A 17355-nucleotide genomic window follows, 5' to 3' on the forward strand; every position below is an offset into this window, starting at 1 on the left:
AATTTACGAGAGCATACATAACAATGGGAAAAACACTATTTGATAAAGTCTGGGATGCACACGTGGTAGACACGGTAGATAACGGACCCCAAATCTTATATATAGACAAGCACTTGATACACGAAGTGACGAGTCCGCAGGCATTTAATGAGCTTGAGGAACGTGGCATTGCTGTAGCGCGTCCAGATCAAATAGTTGCCACGGCAGATCATAATACCCCAACTCAAGATCAGCATTTACCTATTAGAGATGAGATGTCTCGCAAGCAATTACAACAACTCACAGAAAACTGTGAGAAACACAACATCACCCTCTATGGTCTAGGTCACAAGTACAATGGTATTGTACACGTGATGGCACCAGAACTGGGCATCACACAACCGGGTATGACAATGGTTTGTGGCGATAGTCACACCTCAACACACGGAGCCTTTGGCACTATTGCCTTTGGTATCGGGACGAGTCAGGTGGGACAAGTATTTGCGAGTCAGAGCTTGTTACTTAACAAGCCTAAAAGCTTACGCGTTTCTGTAAATGGAACCCTTGCACCACACGTTTCTCCTAAGGATGTGATTTTATATATCATCTCAAAAATTGGCACAAACGCTGGTACAGGTTACTTCTGTGAGTATGCGGGTAACGTTTTTGAAGAGATGAGTATGGAAGGCCGTATGACGGTTTGTAATATGAGTATCGAGATGGGTGCTCGTGGTGGTATGATTGCCCCAGATCAAACCACTTTTGATTATGTAGAAGGACGCAAATTTGCTCCGCAGGGTGACGCTTTCGCGAAAGCGGTATCCTACTGGAAAACACTCCCTACAGATCAAGATGCCACTTTTGACAAAGAATATCACTTTGATGCCGAAGATATAGCACCTATGCTCACCTACGGCACAAACCCAGGAATGGGAATAAAAATAAACGGCGCCATACCCGAGAAAGGCGATATGACCTTTGAGAAAGCGCTGGAGTATATGGACTTCAAGGGTGGAGCACAATTACTAGACACGCCTATTAATTATGTGTTTTTAGGAAGTTGTACAAACTCAAGAATAGAAGATTTTAGAATAGCCGCATCATACGTGCGCGGAAAACAAAAAGCTGCAAATGTGAACGCTTGGCTAGTACCTGGCTCACAACAAGTAGCAAAGCAACTCGAAGAAGAGGGGCTTAAAGAGGTGTTTGAAGAGGCTGGGTTTGCCTTACGGCAGCCTGGCTGTTCAGCCTGTCTAGCGATGAATGATGATAAAATTCCCGCTGGAGAGTACTGTGTTTCTACCTCAAATAGAAATTTTGAAGGTCGCCAGGGACAAGGCGCAAGGACGATTCTTGCATCCCCCCTTGTTGCTGCTGCAACCGCAATAGCTGGTAAAATAGTAGACGTCACAAAAGAAGCTGTAGCCTAATGGAAAAATTTACAAAACTCATAAGCACAGCGGTACCGCTACCTATAGAAAATATAGATACAGACCAGATTATCCCTGCGCGCTTCCTGAAGGCGACAGATAAAAAAGGGTTTGGTGATAACGTTTTTAGAGACTGGCGCTTTAAAAAAGATGGAACGCTGGATGCAGAGTTCCCTATTAATAAACCACAATATGCTGGAGCAAAAATTCTGGTAGCTGGAGATAACTTTGGTTGTGGGTCTAGCCGTGAGCACGCTGCTTGGGCAATTGTAGGATATGGGTTTAAGGTCGTGATCTCAAGTTTTTTTGCAGATATTTTTAAAGGTAATGCACTTAACAACGGCTTGCTTCCTATTCAGGTGACGCCGGAGTATCTTAAGGAATTACTAGCAGGTATAGAAGCAAACCCTGAGTTACCTATTACAATAGACCTAGAAAATCAGGTAGTTGAGATGGCTGAAGTTTATGCTGAGCAAGGTCGAAGTACGAAAGCGGAATTTGAAATAGATCCTTACAAGAAGGTTTGTATGATTAATGGATATGATGATATCGACTTTCTACTAAGTAAAAAGGCCGAAATAGAAGCCTTTGAAAAAGAACGAATGGTGTTTTAAGAAAACACAATATATAAATGGTTACCAGATCCTCGCCTACTAAGGCGGGGATTTAGTACATAATTCAAACACACACTATGGACTTTAATATTGCAATCATACCTGGAGACGGGATAGGACCAGAAGTTACTGCTCAAGCAAAAAAAGCCCTAGAGGCAGTAGCAGACGAATACGGACATCACTTTACATATACAGAAGCCATGATGGGTGCTTGCGCCATAGACGCGACGGGCAACCCACTTCCTGAGGAAACACTAGATATTTGTGAGGCATCTGACGCTATACTGTTTGGGGCCATTGGCGATCCCAAATATGATAACGACCCTACAGCAAAAGTTCGCCCAGAACAAGGCCTTTTAAGACTTCGTAAGTCACTAGGACTCTTTTGTAATGTACGCCCTGTAAAGGCTTACGAGCAACTTATAGATAATTCACCTCTTAAAAGAGAGATCATTTCTGGCGCAGATATGTCTATCTATCGCGAACTCACAGGTGGTATCTATTTTGGTGAGAAACACCTTAGTGATGATGGTCAAGTAGCCTCAGACGGTTGCTCATATTCTGTAAAAGAAATTACAAGAATGGCACATCTAGCCTTTAAAGAGGCTCAAAACAGACGAAAAAAATTGACGCTCGTAGATAAAGCAAACGTGCTAGAAACGTCAAGGCTGTGGAGAAAAACAGTAACTGAGATAGCAAAAGGATATCCAGATGTAGCGGTAGATTTTCTCTTTGTAGACAATGCAGCGATGCAAATGATTTTAAACCCAAAGCAGTTTGACGTGATTTTGACAGAAAACTTGTTTGGTGATATTATTTCTGATGAGGCAAGTGTGATAGGAGGTTCTATAGGACTTCTAGCTTCTGCCTCTGTAGGTACAGAAAATGCGCTTTTTGAGCCTATACACGGCTCTTACCCACAAGCTACTGGCAAGGGAATTGCAAATCCGCTGGCTTCTATCTTATCTGCAGCGATGTTATTGAGACATCTCGGGCTTCAAGATGAAGCAGCAAGTATAGAAACCGCTGTAGAAAAATCATTAGAATTAGGTTTTACAACAGAAGATCTCAAACCAGAAAACCCGTTAAGTACTTCAAAAGTGGGTGATTTTATTGCCGACTATATCTTAAACCCAGAAGACACAAACCGTAATTTTAAAAACATTCACGCAGGGCAAAGCACAATTATTTAATCGTAGTTTATACGCTCGCGTATGCCACCACCTGCACGGTGTATAATCACATCTGCCTTGCGTTTACGTGCAATACTCTTTGCTTTACGTATGGCAGTACTCTGCTTTTGATGCTTTGAAGTGATACGCTTGTTACCCTCGCGCCTTACAGCCCAGTCCCCTTCATAGGGGACCACGTGCTGATGCCAAGTACGTTTTCTACTTGCCTTGCGAGAGTTTTCATATACGTTTTCTACTATTTCTAGTAATGAACGCAAAAAGGTTTTAATGCTACTCATAGTGCGAAGATACTATTTTACATAAGCTCATTATGTGTCTAAAGTCTTCGATACTCATTAAGATACCGCCTTGTCAAATTTGGCTTGTATCTTATCTAGACCTAGGTTATGTATACTTCCTAAGTGTGAGTGCTCCTTTGTATTTCCTGCTTTAAAACAACCATTTTCTACCTGCTCCCCTATTTGCTTATATGCTTCTCTAAAAGGAACACCTGCGGTTACAAGATCATTAATAGCATCTACTGTAAAGAGGTGTTGATACTTCTCATCATCTAGATTAACATCCTGCACTTGCACCTGAGCAATAGAGAACTCAAAAATATCTAGCACTACTTTAAGATCCTCAACAGACTTGATAGCATTTTCTTTAAGTAACTGGTAGTCTCTATGATAACCGCTTGGCAGATTATTTGTAATCATAATCATTTCTTGTGGGATCGCTTGCAACTGATTGCACTTACCACGAAGCAATTCAAAAACATCTGGATTTTTTTTGTGCGGCATAATACTACTGCCCGTAGTAAGTGCATCTGGAAACTTAATGAATCCAAAATTTTGAGAGCAGTACAAACATATATCCATTGCAAAACGACTCAAGGTATTTGCAATATTTGCAACTGCTTGCGTTACCGTACGCTCAGACTTCCCTCTTGAGAGTTGGGCTGCAATTACATTATATTTCAAATCGGCAAATTGAAGTTGCGCGGTAGTCATCTCTCTATCGATAGGAAAACTAGATCCATATCCAGCTGCACTCCCCAGCGGATTTTGATCTACTACCTTCTGCGCTGCTTTGAGTAAGTAAAGATCATCTATAAGTAACTCCGCATAGGCAGAAAACCAAAGCCCAAATGATGACGGCATTGCCACTTGAAGGTGCGTATATCCAGGCAGCAAGGTGTTTTTATGCGCCTCTGCAAGTTTTAGAAGTGTGGTAAACAACTTCTCTACGCCTTCAGTTATTTGAGATAATTCTGCTTTAAAATAAAGGTTTAACGCCACAAGAACTTGATCATTACGAGATCTCGCTGTGTGTATTTTTTTACCGGTATCTCCCAGTGCTTTTACGAGGTCACTTTCTATCTTAGAATGTACATCTTCAAAATCTGCTTCTATAACAAATAATCCTTCCTGCTCTTGCTTGAGCATAAGGTCTAATTGCTTATTAAGCTGCTCGCTCTCCTCTTGTGTAAGCAAGCCTACAGATGCAAGCATCGTCGCGTGTGCCTTGCTGGCTAGCAAGTCATACCTAGCAATATGGATATCAATCTCACGATCATTACCCACCGTAAATGCTTCTATTTTTTGATCTGTTGGTATTCCTTTTTCCCAAAGTTTCATAGGTATATTATTAGTAGGTTATGCTATTCACATTATTGCAACAACCTTTATTATTTATGCGGTTAAAAATTTTTCTAAGAGCTCGATGTATAATGCTATCCCCTGCTCTATCTCGTGTACATAGACAAACTCATCTGCCATATGAGAGCGAGTGCTGTCCCCTATACCTAACTTCAAAGATGGGCAAGACAAGCAGGCTTGATCAGATAAGGTAGGTAAACCGTAGGTTTCTCTGCCTAGGACTATTCCTGCTTGTACTAATTTGTGCTCTTTTGGGATACGCGAACTATTTAATCGTAATGACCGTGGCTGTATTGTGTCACACGGAACATTTGCCACCATATAATCGGCGATTTCTTGGTTGCTGTAATGTTCATTTACTCTCACATCTATGACGAGTTCTACCTGACTAGGCACTACATTATGCTGACTACCCGCATTAATTTGAGTTACGGTAACCTTAGTTGCTCCCAGCGTATCAGACACTTTATCAAAAGTTATATTCTCAAACCACTGCAAGGTTTCTATCACATTATAAATAGCCATATTCTCCTTTATGTGAGCTGCGTGACCTGCCGTTCCTTTCACTACTGCATCAAAAACCACCAGACCTTTTTCGGCAATGGCGAGATTCATAAGTGTAGGTTCGCCTACAATGGCAACATCTATCTCTGGCAGATGCGCAAGCATACTATTGAGACCATTAGGACCACTTGACTCTTCTTCAGCAGAAGCTACAATTACAATATTATGAGACATACTTTCACGCTCATAAAAATGTACAAACGCTGTTAATAAGCCCACAAGACTTGCACCTGCATCGTTACTTCCTAGACCGTACAATTTTCCGTCCTTGATTTCGGCATTATAAGGATCTCTTGTGTATCCTTTATTTGGCTTAACCGTATCGTGGTGCGAGTTGAGAAGCAATAACGGTTTTGATGCGTCATAATGTTTATTAAATGCGTAGATGTTGTTACGCTTTCGCGAAAGCGTAATCCCCTTCTCCTTTAACCAATTTGTTATAAGTAGAGCTGTGCCATCTTCTTCACTAGAAAAACTTTGGGTCTCAATGAGTGATTGCAGTAGTCCTACGGCGCTATCTATTTGAGTTTTTAAAGACATAGTGTCGTGTGTTTTATAGTGTTATTACTCAGTATATCAACCTCGCCCAGATGCACTCTCATAACGCCTTGATCTAGCGCCTCAAAAGCAGTATCTAGTTTTGGAATCATACCTTCAAATATTTGGCCGGCTGTTTTCATCTCTTTATAAAGCCCTTTATCTATGCGCGTTACTATCGATTCATCATTATTTACATCTTCAAGGACACCTGGTTTTGTAAAACAATAAAACAACTGAACGTTATAGAGAGAGCTCATTGCTACCCCAATTTTGGCAGCGAGTGTATCTGCATTGGTGTTGAGTAATTGCCCATTACCATCGTGCGTAATTGCAGAAAATACGGGCACTTTACCGTCAGAAAGGAGGTCATTTATAAAACTCACATTTATTCTATCTATATCTCCCACAAAACCATAATCTACCGTAATCACTTCGCGTTTATGCGCTCTCACGACATCACCATCTGCTCCAGAAAGTCCTATGGTGTTTTTACCTTTTGCCTGCAGGCCAGCGACAAGTTTCTTGTTGAGAAGTCCGGCATACACCATTGTCACAACCTCTAGCGTAGCCTCATCTGTCACCCTTCTCCCGTCTACTTTTACTGGGATATAACCCAGCTGCTCTTGTAAAATGGAAGCTTTATTTCCTCCACCGTGTATGATAATAGCTGGACCAGAAATTGCCTTAAAATGTGTGTAAAATGAAGTGAGTAGCTCATCATAATCTACAATGTCTCCACCTATTTTTACTACGGTAAGTTGCTGTTTATTCATCATTGTCGAGTATGTTTTTAAGCACCCATTGTGCAGCCCACGTTCTATTACCAGCTTGCTGGATTACTGCGCTTGACTCGGTGTCTAGCACATCATCTGCAATGACAACGTTACGACGCACAGGTAGGCAATGCATTACTTTGGCTTGATTGGTTCCCTTAAGTTTTTCGGCATTAATCATCCAGTTACTGTCTTGCGATTGCACCTTACCATAATCTTCATAGCTGCTCCAATTTTTTACATAAATGATGTCGGCATTTGCAAAGGCTTCTTTCTGGTTATGAATCACAGGTACTTCTCCACGTATCTCTGGGTTAAGATCATAACCCTCTGGATTAGTAATTGCGAAATTTACATTTGCCTTTTGCATCGTCTGGACAAATGAGTTTGCAACTGCGTGCGGCAAGGCTTTAGGATGTGGTGCCCAGGTTAATACAACATTAGGCTTTTTATTTGCTGCACGTAGACTTTCGGTGAGTTCGTAAATCGTGATTGCATCTGTAAACCCTTGTAGTGGGTGCGCCGTACTGCTCTCCAGATTTACAACCGGCACACTCCCATATTGCATAAATGCAGAAAGTACGACCTCTAGCTCATCTTGACTTTTATCTACCAGCCCTGGAAAAGCTCTCACGGCAAGTACATCACAATATTGCGATAACACCTGCGCAGCCTCCTTAATATGCTCTGCTTTTGTGCCATCCATCACAGTACCATCTTCAAACTCTAGTTGCCAGCTATCACTGTTTACATTGAGTGTCATTGTCTCCATTCCAAGGTTTTTGGCAGCCTTTTCTGTGCTTAATCTTGTACGTAAGCTTGAGTTAAAAAATAGAAGACCTAAGGTTTTTTGTTTTCCCGCTTTCGCGAAAGCGTACGGATACTCCTTCATATACAGCGCTTCTTTAATCGCCATTTCTAGATTAGGAATATCATTTATAGATATGTAGTTCTTCATAACTCCTTGTGTAATGCTTCAAATAGTAAATCTATCTGTGGTTTTTGAATTGTAAGTGGTGGAAGTATTCTGAGCACGTGTTTGTTTTTTGCCCCTCCCGTAAAAATGTGGTACTCGTAGATTAGTTTTTTGCGTAATGCTCCTACATCGTAGCCTAAGTCTAGCCCTAGCATTAGTCCGCGACCTTTTACAGTCACCCGATTACCAAAGGCAAGTGCTTTCTCCCTAAAGTAGGTTTCCATTTCCTTTGCGTGCGCCATCAAATGTTCCTTTTCAATTACTTCGATAACTGCAAGTGTAGCAGCGCAAGCAAGATGATTACCGCCAAAAGTCGTTCCCAGCATCCCATATCGCGCCTCAATAGAGTGATGCACCAGCACACCGCCTACGGGAAAGCCGTTACCCATTCCTTTTGCGATGGTGATGATATCTGGTGTGATATTATATTTCTGAAAAGCAAAAAACTCTCCAGATCTACCAAAACCAGATTGCACCTCGTCTGCAATGAGTTTTACATCATACTTTTTACAAAGCGCGGCAACATCTTGATAAAACACCTCTGTAGATTGATCTAAACCTCCTACACCTTGGATAAATTCTAAAATCACTACACAGCAATCTCCTTGTTGCAAAGTTTCCTCTAGTTGCTCTGTATTGCCCAGATCAAGTATGGATACTTTGTGTTGTGCATTTATAGGTGCAACAATACTAGAATTATCAGTAGCTGCTACGGCGGCAGATGTTCTCCCGTGAAAGCTATTTTTAAACGCTACCACGCGACTTTTACCTGTGTCAAATGACGCTAGTTTTAATCCGTTCTCATTTGCCTCTGCTCCTGAGTTACAGAAAAACAAATCATAATCTTCACAACCAGAAAGCGCTCCCAACTTCTGAGCAACCTCCACCTGCAGCGGATTTTGAACTGCGTTAGAGTAAAACCCTATGGCATCCATCTGTGTTTTTAATTTCTCTATATAATGTGGGTGTCCGTGACCTATGGAGATTACCGCGTGACCACCGTATAAATCAAGATATTCTTGACCACTTTGATCATACACATAGCATCCCTCTGCCTTGACAGGAGTAACATCATAAAGTGGATATACATCAAATAATTTCATACTCTTTATTTTTAAGCACTATGAGATGCTATTAATTTTTTGATAACTAGCCACGATTCCCTTTATGAGAGAAGAGCTTAAACCTGAATGTTCCATCTCATTGAGACCTTCTATGGTACAGCCTTTTGGCGTAGTTACTTTATCAATTTCTGCTTCTGGATGGTTTCCAGATTTAATAACGAGCTTGGCAGCTCCTAGACAGGTTTGCATAGCAAGTTCTTGCGCTTCTTTTGCGTCAAAACCTAACTGTATGGCTCCCTGCGTAGTTGCCCTTATCAATCTCATCCAAAAAGCAATACCGCTCGCACAGATTACCGTAGCAGCTTGCATTTGTCCTTCTGGAATAATAAGAGTTGTGCCTAGTTTGTTAAAAATGGCTTCGGCTATGGCAATGCGCTTTTCGCCTACTGTATTACTACATAAACAGGTCATACTTTGTCCTACAGCAATAGCGGTGTTAGGCATCGCTCGTATAAGAAATTGATCGTCTCCTACAATTTCAGCGATTTGTGGCACTTTAAAACCAGTTATCGTAGAGATAATAATATGTTTCTCTGTAAGTAATTCTTTAATCTCTTCAAGTATACCTGCAAAATGACCTGGTTGTACTGCAAAAATGAGAATGTCACTTTTTGCAACAGCCTCACGGTTATCACTCGTAGTTGTTACTTCCTTGTACGCATCCCATTTTTCGATACTAGAAATATCTCTTTTCGTAAGATACAAGCTAGTCACCGCATTATTTGTGATGAGTCCTTTTGCGATGGCAAGACCTAAATTCCCCGTTCCTATGATTGCTATTTTCATATGTCTATATCTTAACTATTAGAAATAACTTGCCTTGAGTTGGAGCCCAGTATCTTGAGCCCACCCAAACATTAGATTCATATTTTCTACAGCCTGCCCACTTGCTCCTTTTAAGAGATTATCAATCACACTCGTAATCAACAATTTATTGCCGTGTTTTTCTAAGTGTATAAAGCAGTAGTTTGTATTTACCACTTGTTTGAGATGTAAAGGTGCTTTTACCGCTTTCGCGAAAGCGGAATCCTTATAAAAATCCTCATAAAGCGCATATGCCTCTTCAATCGTACCCTCAAAATATGTGTAGGCAATTGCAAAAATTCCTCTAGAAAAATTACCACGCTGTGGAATAAAATGAAGTTCGCTATTAAAACCTTCTTGCAGCTGCACAACAGACTCTCCTATCTCTCCAAGATGCTGATGGTTAAAAGCCCTGTAGTGTGAGAAGTTATTATCTCTCCACCCAAAATGCGTGGTAGCACTAGGTTTTACTCCCGCTCCCGTAGCGCCTGTTACGGCATTAATATGTACATCTTGACTGAGTAAAGAAGCACTCGCCAGCGGTAATAATGCAAGCTGAATAGCAGTTGCAAAACATCCAGGATTTGCAATATTTTGCGCGTTTTTAATTTTCTCTTTATTGATTTCTGGCAAGCCGTAAACAAATGTTCTATCCTTAAAAGTGATATCACTTTTAAGTCTAAACTCATTACTCAAATCAATGATCTTCGTACTTGAAGAAAAGCTATATTGCTCCAGAAATTTACCAGAGTTACCATGACCTAGACATAAAAAAACTACATCTACACTTGTGTTTACCTCACTTGTAAAAGCAAGATCTACATAAGCAAGATCTTGATGCACCACGCCTACTGCATTACCAGCGTTACTAGTACTGTATATAAAATCTATCTCTACTTCTGGGTGATGAATAAGCAGTCTAATGAGCTCCCCAGCAGTATAACCTGCACCACCTATGATTCCTATTTTTTTCATTTGTCTTGGTTTGCTATGATTCTAGACTGGTTCCCTAATATTTTTATAAACCCTTTTGCTTCGGCGGCAGTCCATCCTTGGTTTTCTTCTCCGTAACTCGCTACCTTAGATTGCATAAGGTCATAATCTGATGTGATGCCTACTACATCAAATCTATATGGATGTAATACTACTTCTACTTCTCCAGTCACCGTATTCTGGCTGCTTTGTAAAAATGCTTCAAAGTCTCTCATTACTGGCTCTAGGTATAATCCCTCGTGTAAGTGAGTTCCATACCACAACGCTATGTTTTCTTTGTGTTGTAATTGCCATTTTGAAAGCGTGTGTTTCTCAAGAGTACGATGTGCTTCGAGTATAATTATAGGAGCTGCAGCTTCAAAACCTACTCTTCCCTTTATTCCAATGATGGTGTCTCCCACGTGCATCCCGCGACCTATGGCATACTTGCTTGCGATGTCTTCTAGTTGCTCTATAATCTCCACTGGTAAACCTTGCTTTCCATTAAGCGAAGTAGGTTCCCCTTGTGTAAATCCAATTTTTAAGGTTTGAGAATCACTAGCCTCTAGCTGACTAGGATATGCATCCTCAGGCAGTGTTTGATGTGAGGTTAGGGTTTGAGCACCTCCTACACTTGTACCCCATAAACCTTGATTTATTGAGTATTGAGCTTTCTCCCAAGACCAAGAAATACCGTGACTCTGTAAGTAATCGATTTCCTGCTTTCGCGAAAGCGTTTGATCTCTTATCGGCGTTATTATTTCTAACTCTGGCACAATAGTCTGGAACGTCATATCAAAACGCACTTGATCGTTACCTGCACCCGTACTACCGTGAGCAATAGCATCGGCATTTTGAGCTTTGGCAAATTTTGCAATCTCTATGGCTTGCACGATACGCTCTGCACTTACAGAAAGTGGGTAACTGTTGTTCTTAAGTACATTACCAAAAATGAGATACTTTACCACCGTATCATAAAAGGTAGTTATGGCATCTATGTTTGTATATGATGTAGCTCCTAGCGCAAGCGCTTTCTCTTTATTATTTGCAATTTCTTGATCTGTAAATCCACCTGTATTTACACTTACAGCGTGCACTTCATACCCCATTTCTGCAGTAAAATATTTTACACAATAACTCGTATCGAGTCCTCCTGAGTATGCTAAGATTAATTTTTTCATTACTTATTTTTTTTGAGGAATAGCTTTTCCTTTATTTGTTTCAGCCTGTTAAAAACAGGTGCTTTTACAGTATTTTTTTCTGTGGATTTTGATTCTTTTGATGGATCATAGAGCATCCCTGTGCATAAGCACATCTTTTGCTCTGTACGTGTGAGTACATCAAAATTCTTGCAGGTCTGGCAACCTTTCCAGAAGCTTTCGTCTGTTGTGAGTTCAGAAAACGTGACGGGTTTATACCCTAGATCACTATTAATCTTCATCACGGCAAGACCTGTGGTGATACCGAAGATTTTTGCATCTGGATAACGCTTTCGCGAAAGCGTAAATATCTCTCCTTTAATTTTTTTGGCAAGTCCTTGCCCCCGGAAGTCTGGGTAAACAATAAGTCCAGAGTTGGCAATAAATTTTTCGTGTCCCCAGGCTTCTATATAACAGAAGCCCGCAAAAATGTCTCCCTCTAAAGCGATGACAGCATTACCTGCTTCCATCTTTGAGATAACATATTCTGGAGTTCTACGAGCGATTCCTGTACCACGTACCTTAGATGACTCTGCGATGGTATCACAGATAATCTGAGCATATGGTGTGTGCGAAATCGTGGCTACAACAATTTGCATAGCGATGATTTAAGTTAAAATGTATATTGAAAATGTGACGGTTCCTTTTGTGGAAAACGGGATAGGACTCACCTACCATCCCTCATTAATGAGCTACCCTTACGGGCGGCGGCGGAAGCGTCGTACAGGAACAGGAAGTAATTGCATAGCAGGTCTTGCAGCAAGAAGTGCTGTAAGGCTATTTGAGATATGTGCAATTATTCTATTCATACTAATGGCTCAAAGGTAGCAACTTATTTGAGCTAGCAATGCACTTTTAGTATTAATTATATAAAAACTATCTTTTTTATATAATTAAATAAGATTTTTAGACTTTACTACAAGAATCTTATTTAATGCCTTTTAGATTATGAAATACTCAACATAAGGGGTTTAAAACAAAAGAGGCTAGCGCATAATGCGCTAGCCTCTTTATAAAAATAATAACTAAATCTAACTGTTACTTTGCAATATTGACCGCTCTGGTCTCTCGTATTACGGTAACTTTTACTTGACCTGGGTAAGTCATATCTGTTTGAATTTTTTGAGAAATTTCAAAAGATAGTGATGAAGCTTTATCATCATTAACCTTCTCACTCTCTACAATAACACGTAGTTCACGTCCTGCTTGAATAGCATAAGCTTTCTTCACACCTTGGAATCCAAAAGCTATTTCCTCAAGATCTTTGAGACGTTGTATGTATGAATCTAATACCTGACGGCGTGCACCTGGTCTCGCTCCACTTATAGCATCACAAACCTGTACAATAGGAGAAAGTAAACTTGTCATCTCAATCTCATCGTGGTGAGCACCTATGGCATTACATACGTCTGGCTTCTCTCCATACTTCTCTGCCCATTGCATTCCTAAGATTGCGTGTGGTGTTTCTGTCTCTGTATCTGGCACTTTACCTATATCGTGTAAAAGTCCAGCTCTACGAGCAAGTTTTGCATTTACGCCTAACTCTGCTGCCATCACACTACAAAGTTTTGCAACTTCTCTACTGTGTTGTAGTAGGTTTTGACCATAAGAAGAACGGTACTTCATACGCCCTACCGCTTTAATAAGCTCTGGGTGTAAACCGTGTATTCCTAAGTCGATTACTGTGCGCTTTCCTACTTCTACAATCTCTTGCTCAATTTGTCTCGTTGTTTTCTGTACAACTTCTTCAATTCTTGCTGGGTGTATACGACCATCTGTCACCAATTTGTGTAGTGATAAACGAGCCACCTCACGACGCACACTGTCAAAACAAGAAAGTATAATTGCCTCTGGAGTATCATCTACAATAATCTCAACACCCGTTGCTGCTTCAATAGCACGTATATTACGACCTTCTCTACCTATAATTCTACCTTTTACATCGTCACTTTCAAGGTTGAAAACAGATACACAGTTTTCTACTGCTTCCTCTGTTCCTATGCGTTGTATGGTGTTAATGATAATCTTTTTGGCTTCTTGCTCTGCGGTCATTTTTGCCTCTTCGATAGAAGTTTGCACGTGCTTCATAGCATCTGCCTTGGCTTGATCTTTCAGAGTAGTTATAAGTTGACTTTTTGCTTCTTCGGCAGAAAGTCCTGAGATTACCTCAAGTTGTTGCACCGTACTCTGGTGCATTTTTTCAGCTTCGGCCTTTTTCTTGTCAACGTATTCTAAACGCTTATCGTAATCTTTAATTCTATCTTCAAGAGATTGATTTAATTTTTTATTTCGCGAAAGCTCACCACTTACTTGAGATTCTTTGTCACGAGTGCGCTTCTCTGCATCGTTCATTTTTTTATCTCTTCCTAGGATTACTTTTTCGTGCTCTGCTTTAAGCTCGATAAATTTTTCTTTGGCTTGAAGTATTTTGTCTTTTTTGATAGACTCGCCCTCAGACTTAGCTTCTTTTAAGATGCCCTGAGCACTTTTCTTTGCGCGTTTGATAATCTGCGATGCATTATTGCGTTCTAGCATTTTTGCTATTAGAAAACCTAAAGCTAGTGCAATCACACCTACGATAAACAAGAGTGCGTTATGTTCCATAATTCTAGTAAATATTTTTAATGCTCTAAAGAGCAATACTAATGGTTGATTTATAAGGTTTTACAACCTTAACATCTCACGATGAGATATAAAAAAGCCTGCATTAGAAGTGCATTTTGTATAAACTCCTAATAGTAAGGATTAGAGCTAGAAAGCTGATCAAGGTTCCGTCTACCTAGAACGAGTCTAGTAACGGCATGCTTTTACAACTTAGAGTCACTCTTTATAAAAAATAACTGTTGAGTTTATCAAAAAAATATCCAATGCAGGCAGTAATATGCTGTTGTATGTAAAGAACGTCTATGTTAAGCTCTCATCAAGAAGTACAGCCAGCTTTTGTAATCTAGCCGCAGTCTCATCACTCAGAGAGTCCTCATTTATAGTTTTTTGGGTAACCTTTGAGGCAAATTGCAATGCACACATGGCAAGTACATCTTGTTTATCTCTAACGGCATAACTCTCTTCAAATTGCTTCACCATTGCCTCAATCTCTTTAGTCGCTTTACGCAATCCCTCCTCTTGAGCTGGATCAATTGTAAGCGGGTATACCCGATCTGCAATAGACAATTTGATTTTAAGTTTGTCTGCCATAATTATTCAGCCAGTGACGCAATACACGTATCAATCTCACGTACAAGAGCGTTTATCTTCAGTTTGGTTTCCCTTTTATAATCGTTACTGCCTAGCAATGCATTTGCCGTTTTAAGAGTCTTCACCTTCTGTTCACTCGCCGTAATGGCGTCTCTCAGTTGTTTGTTTTCTTGTTGCACTGCGGTAAGTTCTATTTCTAGATCTATCCGCTTTTGCTTCACATCTTCGTATTTTTTCAACAAAGTAGCGACTCTATACTCAAGAGAATCCACAACTTTAGAAAGACTACTCATAACATGTCTGCATTTACTACGTTACACAAAGTTAACATTTGAAAGATACTCATACAATGGATACGAGTTAAATTTTATTGGATATAAATTATGCTTACGCGAAAACATGATTTAACCACTGTCAATCTACTATCTGATAGCGTAGTAGCACAATTAACTATACTTGAAGAGCAAATAAAAAGAAACACTGTACCTTTACATAAGACAAAACCACACACAGTGACATTTACACGAACAACAGAACAAGACTCGCACTACGATAATCTTGAAAAGATGACTACCACAGAGCTGCTCTCAAATATTAACAACGAGGATAAAACTGTTCCAAACGCAGTTGAGAGGGTGATCCCAGAGATTGAAAAATTAGTTGATATTGTTGTATCAAAATTAGAAAAAGGTGGAAGACTTTTCTATATGGGAGCGGGAACCAGCGGTCGCCTAGGTGTTGTAGATGCAAGTGAGTGCCCGCCTACCTTTGGTGTATCACCAGAAATGGTAATTGGGTTAATTGCGGGTGGAGATGATGCAATAAGAAATGCTGTAGAATTTGCAGAGGATAGTAGTAATCAGGGCTGGGAAGATCTAAATTCACATAATATTTCTGCAAAGGATGTTGTAATTGGCATTGCGGCCTCAGGAACTACTCCATACGTTATTAGCGCTCTTAAAGAATGTAATAATAGAGGAATAAGTACAGGTTGTATAACATGTAACGAAGGAAGTCCTCTAGCATTAACTGCTATATATCCAATAGTTCCAGTTGTGGGTCCAGAATTTGTTACGGGAAGCTCACGCATGAAGGCAGGAACAGCTCAAAAGTTAGTACTCAATATGATATCTACAGCTACAATGATTAAGCTAGGACATATTAAAGGAAATAAAATGGTAGATATGCAACTCAGTAATGAGAAGTTAGTACAACGAGGAACTAATATGATAATGGCCTCACTAAATATACCTGAAAAAGAAGCGAATACTTTATTATTAACCCACGGCAGCGTACGTAAAGCAATAAATGAATATCATGCACACAAATAAAGAAAAGCTTGCCAAAGGTGTTAAGCTTATGGGAGGAACCCTTCTATTATTAGTTACAGCACCTATAATTCTTAACTCTTCCTTTAAAAATCAGGATCACCCGATGTTTATTCCTATTCTAGGCATAGGGATAATACTATTTGTAGCTGCTATTTATTTTGGATTCAAGGGAATAAAGATGCTTATGAAGGCATTATTTAATGATTAAATAGATTTTAAATACCCTCTCTTTTGGGAACTGGCGTAGATGGATTATATCCGAAACCTTCGATCACAGTTTCTACTCCAAGGGTTTGCAACATATAACTTATAATTGCATAGTGATGTGTGGCATGCGTATTAGCTTGAGCAAGTACACTTTCAAGTGTGTACATGATTGTTTCTTTACCGGCCCCTAGGTTGTCTGTAACATGCAATAAGTAGTCTGTATTGACTCCTATAAATGATACTAATTGCTCTTGGATCTCATATATCTTATTCTTTGCAGCATCTGGATTTGTTGAAATAACTTCATCCCTCTTACGTGCTGTAAGATCAATATTATTAGATTGTATACCATTGATGATACAGTCAAAAAAGTCTAATGCATGCCTTATATGGGAACCTATACTACTATAATAAGGACCAACAGTATTATCAATGTAGATATCTTCTGATATAGTATCTATTAAAGTAATTGCATTTCCTAGATTTTGATTGATAACACTAACGATTTCTCTTCGCATACATTCTTAATTATAGTTTTTTACTGGTATAAGTCTATTTACACAACAACATTATAATGTATAAAATTAATCTGAATATAAGAAAAGAGAATTACAAGAGGTCATAAAATATCATATAAAGACTCTGTAACTAACAATCAGATAAACATGAAAGAAAGAAACTCTATACTTTATTTATAGTATAAAATTGTAAAGTAAGAGTCGCTAGAAGGCACAAGAACTTTCAGTTAAGTAATTTTAATTTTAGCCATCTACCAATTTGGCTCATTAAGGAAAGTCGGCTAGACAGATCTATT

19 protein-coding genes and 1 other RNA gene are annotated in these 17355 nt (G+C 39.7%); 5 read left to right on the top strand and 15 right to left on the bottom strand.

All coding sequences use genetic code 11. The annotated features are described in order from the left end of the window. The first annotated feature begins 23 nt into the window (after positions 1–23). From leuC to leuB, 3 genes are all read left to right on the top strand, one after another. Positions 24–1409 (top strand): 3-isopropylmalate dehydratase large subunit, encoded by a 1386-nt coding sequence (leuC, locus tag SJY23_RS15010; RefSeq protein WP_396596978.1) that lies wholly within the window; start codon positions 24–26, stop codon positions 1407–1409. After that, positions 1409–2023, top strand: a complete 615-nt coding sequence (gene leuD / locus SJY23_RS15015; protein WP_396596979.1) for a 3-isopropylmalate dehydratase small subunit — start codon at positions 1409–1411, stop codon at positions 2021–2023. The genes leuC and leuD overlap by 1 nt, the downstream gene beginning before the upstream one ends. A 77-nt stretch (positions 2024–2100) precedes the next feature. Continuing rightward, a complete protein-coding gene (leuB, locus tag SJY23_RS15020; protein WP_035327391.1) occupies positions 2101–3216 on the top strand; it encodes a 3-isopropylmalate dehydrogenase in 1116 nt (371 codons plus the stop codon). Here the strand turns inward: leuB and SJY23_RS15025 are convergent. The 14 genes from SJY23_RS15025 to SJY23_RS15090 all read right to left on the bottom strand — a co-directional run bounded on the left by SJY23_RS15025 (position 3213) and on the right by SJY23_RS15090 (position 15296). Next, positions 3213–3494 carry a DUF2188 domain-containing protein gene (locus SJY23_RS15025; RefSeq protein WP_035336350.1) on the bottom strand — a complete coding sequence of 94 codons (282 nt, stop codon included), beginning with the start codon at positions 3492–3494 and terminating at the stop codon, positions 3213–3215. The genes leuB and SJY23_RS15025 overlap by 4 nt on opposite strands. Positions 3495–3551: 57 nt before the next feature. Next, complete coding sequence (gene argH / locus SJY23_RS15030) at positions 3552–4835, bottom strand: argininosuccinate lyase (RefSeq protein ID WP_396596980.1); 1284 nt, start codon at positions 4833–4835, stop codon at positions 3552–3554. A gap of 54 nt (positions 4836–4889) precedes the next feature. Next, on the bottom strand, positions 4890–5960 hold the full coding sequence (locus SJY23_RS15035) for a M20 family metallo-hydrolase (protein ID WP_396596981.1): 1071 nt from the start codon (positions 5958–5960) through the stop codon (positions 4890–4892). Then, complete coding sequence (gene argB, locus SJY23_RS15040; protein ID WP_396596982.1) at positions 5951–6736, bottom strand: acetylglutamate kinase; 786 nt, start codon at positions 6734–6736, stop codon at positions 5951–5953. Before argB ends, SJY23_RS15035 begins: the two co-directional genes overlap by 10 nt. Continuing rightward, on the bottom strand, positions 6726–7691 hold the full coding sequence (locus SJY23_RS15045) for an N-acetylornithine carbamoyltransferase (protein WP_396596983.1): 966 nt from the start codon (positions 7689–7691) through the stop codon (positions 6726–6728). Before SJY23_RS15045 ends, argB begins: the two co-directional genes overlap by 11 nt. Then, complete coding sequence (locus SJY23_RS15050) at positions 7688–8812, bottom strand: aspartate aminotransferase family protein (RefSeq protein ID WP_396596984.1); 1125 nt, start codon at positions 8810–8812, stop codon at positions 7688–7690. The genes SJY23_RS15045 and SJY23_RS15050 overlap by 4 nt, the downstream gene beginning before the upstream one ends. A gap of 18 nt (positions 8813–8830) precedes the next feature. Continuing rightward, complete coding sequence (gene proC / locus SJY23_RS15055) at positions 8831–9619, bottom strand: pyrroline-5-carboxylate reductase (protein WP_396596985.1); 789 nt, start codon at positions 9617–9619, stop codon at positions 8831–8833. Positions 9620–9637: 18 nt separating this feature from the next. Continuing rightward, positions 9638–10612, bottom strand: a complete 975-nt coding sequence (argC, locus tag SJY23_RS15060) for an N-acetyl-gamma-glutamyl-phosphate reductase (RefSeq protein WP_396596986.1) — start codon at positions 10610–10612, stop codon at positions 9638–9640. Continuing rightward, positions 10609–11790 carry an argininosuccinate synthase gene (argG, locus tag SJY23_RS15065; RefSeq protein ID WP_396596987.1) on the bottom strand — a complete coding sequence of 394 codons (1182 nt, stop codon included), beginning with the start codon at positions 11788–11790 and terminating at the stop codon, positions 10609–10611. The genes argC and argG overlap by 4 nt, the downstream gene beginning before the upstream one ends. Beyond that, complete coding sequence (locus tag SJY23_RS15070; RefSeq protein ID WP_396596988.1) at positions 11790–12407, bottom strand: GNAT family N-acetyltransferase; 618 nt, start codon at positions 12405–12407, stop codon at positions 11790–11792. Before SJY23_RS15070 ends, argG begins: the two co-directional genes overlap by 1 nt. Before the next feature lie 439 nt (positions 12408–12846). Further along, positions 12847–14412: a ribonuclease Y gene (gene rny / locus SJY23_RS15075; protein ID WP_396596989.1), complete on the bottom strand. Its 1566-nt coding sequence runs from the start codon at positions 14410–14412 to the stop codon at positions 12847–12849. A gap of 122 nt (positions 14413–14534) precedes the next feature. Beyond that, a non-coding RNA gene (ssrS, locus tag SJY23_RS15080) (6S RNA) lies at positions 14535–14657 on the bottom strand. 55 nt (positions 14658–14712) lie between these two features. Then, positions 14713–15003, bottom strand: coding sequence for a cell division protein ZapA (locus SJY23_RS15085; RefSeq protein WP_035336338.1), 291 nt, complete (start codon positions 15001–15003; stop codon positions 14713–14715). 2 nt (positions 15004–15005) lie between these two features. Continuing rightward, positions 15006–15296: a hypothetical protein gene (locus SJY23_RS15090; RefSeq protein WP_396596990.1), complete on the bottom strand. Its 291-nt coding sequence runs from the start codon at positions 15294–15296 to the stop codon at positions 15006–15008. A 219-nt stretch (positions 15297–15515) separates the two neighbouring features. Here SJY23_RS15090 and murQ point away from each other — a divergent pair, with 219 nt between their 5' ends. Together murQ and SJY23_RS15100 are read left to right on the top strand one after the other, a co-directional pair. Beyond that, positions 15516–16334, top strand: a complete 819-nt coding sequence (gene murQ, locus SJY23_RS15095) for an N-acetylmuramic acid 6-phosphate etherase (protein ID WP_396598131.1) — start codon at positions 15516–15518, stop codon at positions 16332–16334. Then, positions 16321–16542, top strand: a complete 222-nt coding sequence (locus SJY23_RS15100; RefSeq protein ID WP_343215416.1) for a DUF6095 family protein — start codon at positions 16321–16323, stop codon at positions 16540–16542. The genes murQ and SJY23_RS15100 overlap by 14 nt, the downstream gene beginning before the upstream one ends. Positions 16543–16549: 7 nt before the next feature. Here the strand turns inward: SJY23_RS15100 and SJY23_RS15105 are convergent, their stop codons facing one another. After that, positions 16550–17059 (bottom strand): DinB family protein, encoded by a 510-nt coding sequence (locus tag SJY23_RS15105; RefSeq protein ID WP_396596991.1) that lies wholly within the window; start codon positions 17057–17059, stop codon positions 16550–16552. Between the last annotated feature and the right edge of the window lie 296 nt (positions 17060–17355).

This window comes from Dokdonia sp. R86516 (assembly GCF_044596715.1).
Classification (GTDB): Bacteria; Bacteroidota; Bacteroidia; order Flavobacteriales; family Flavobacteriaceae; genus Dokdonia.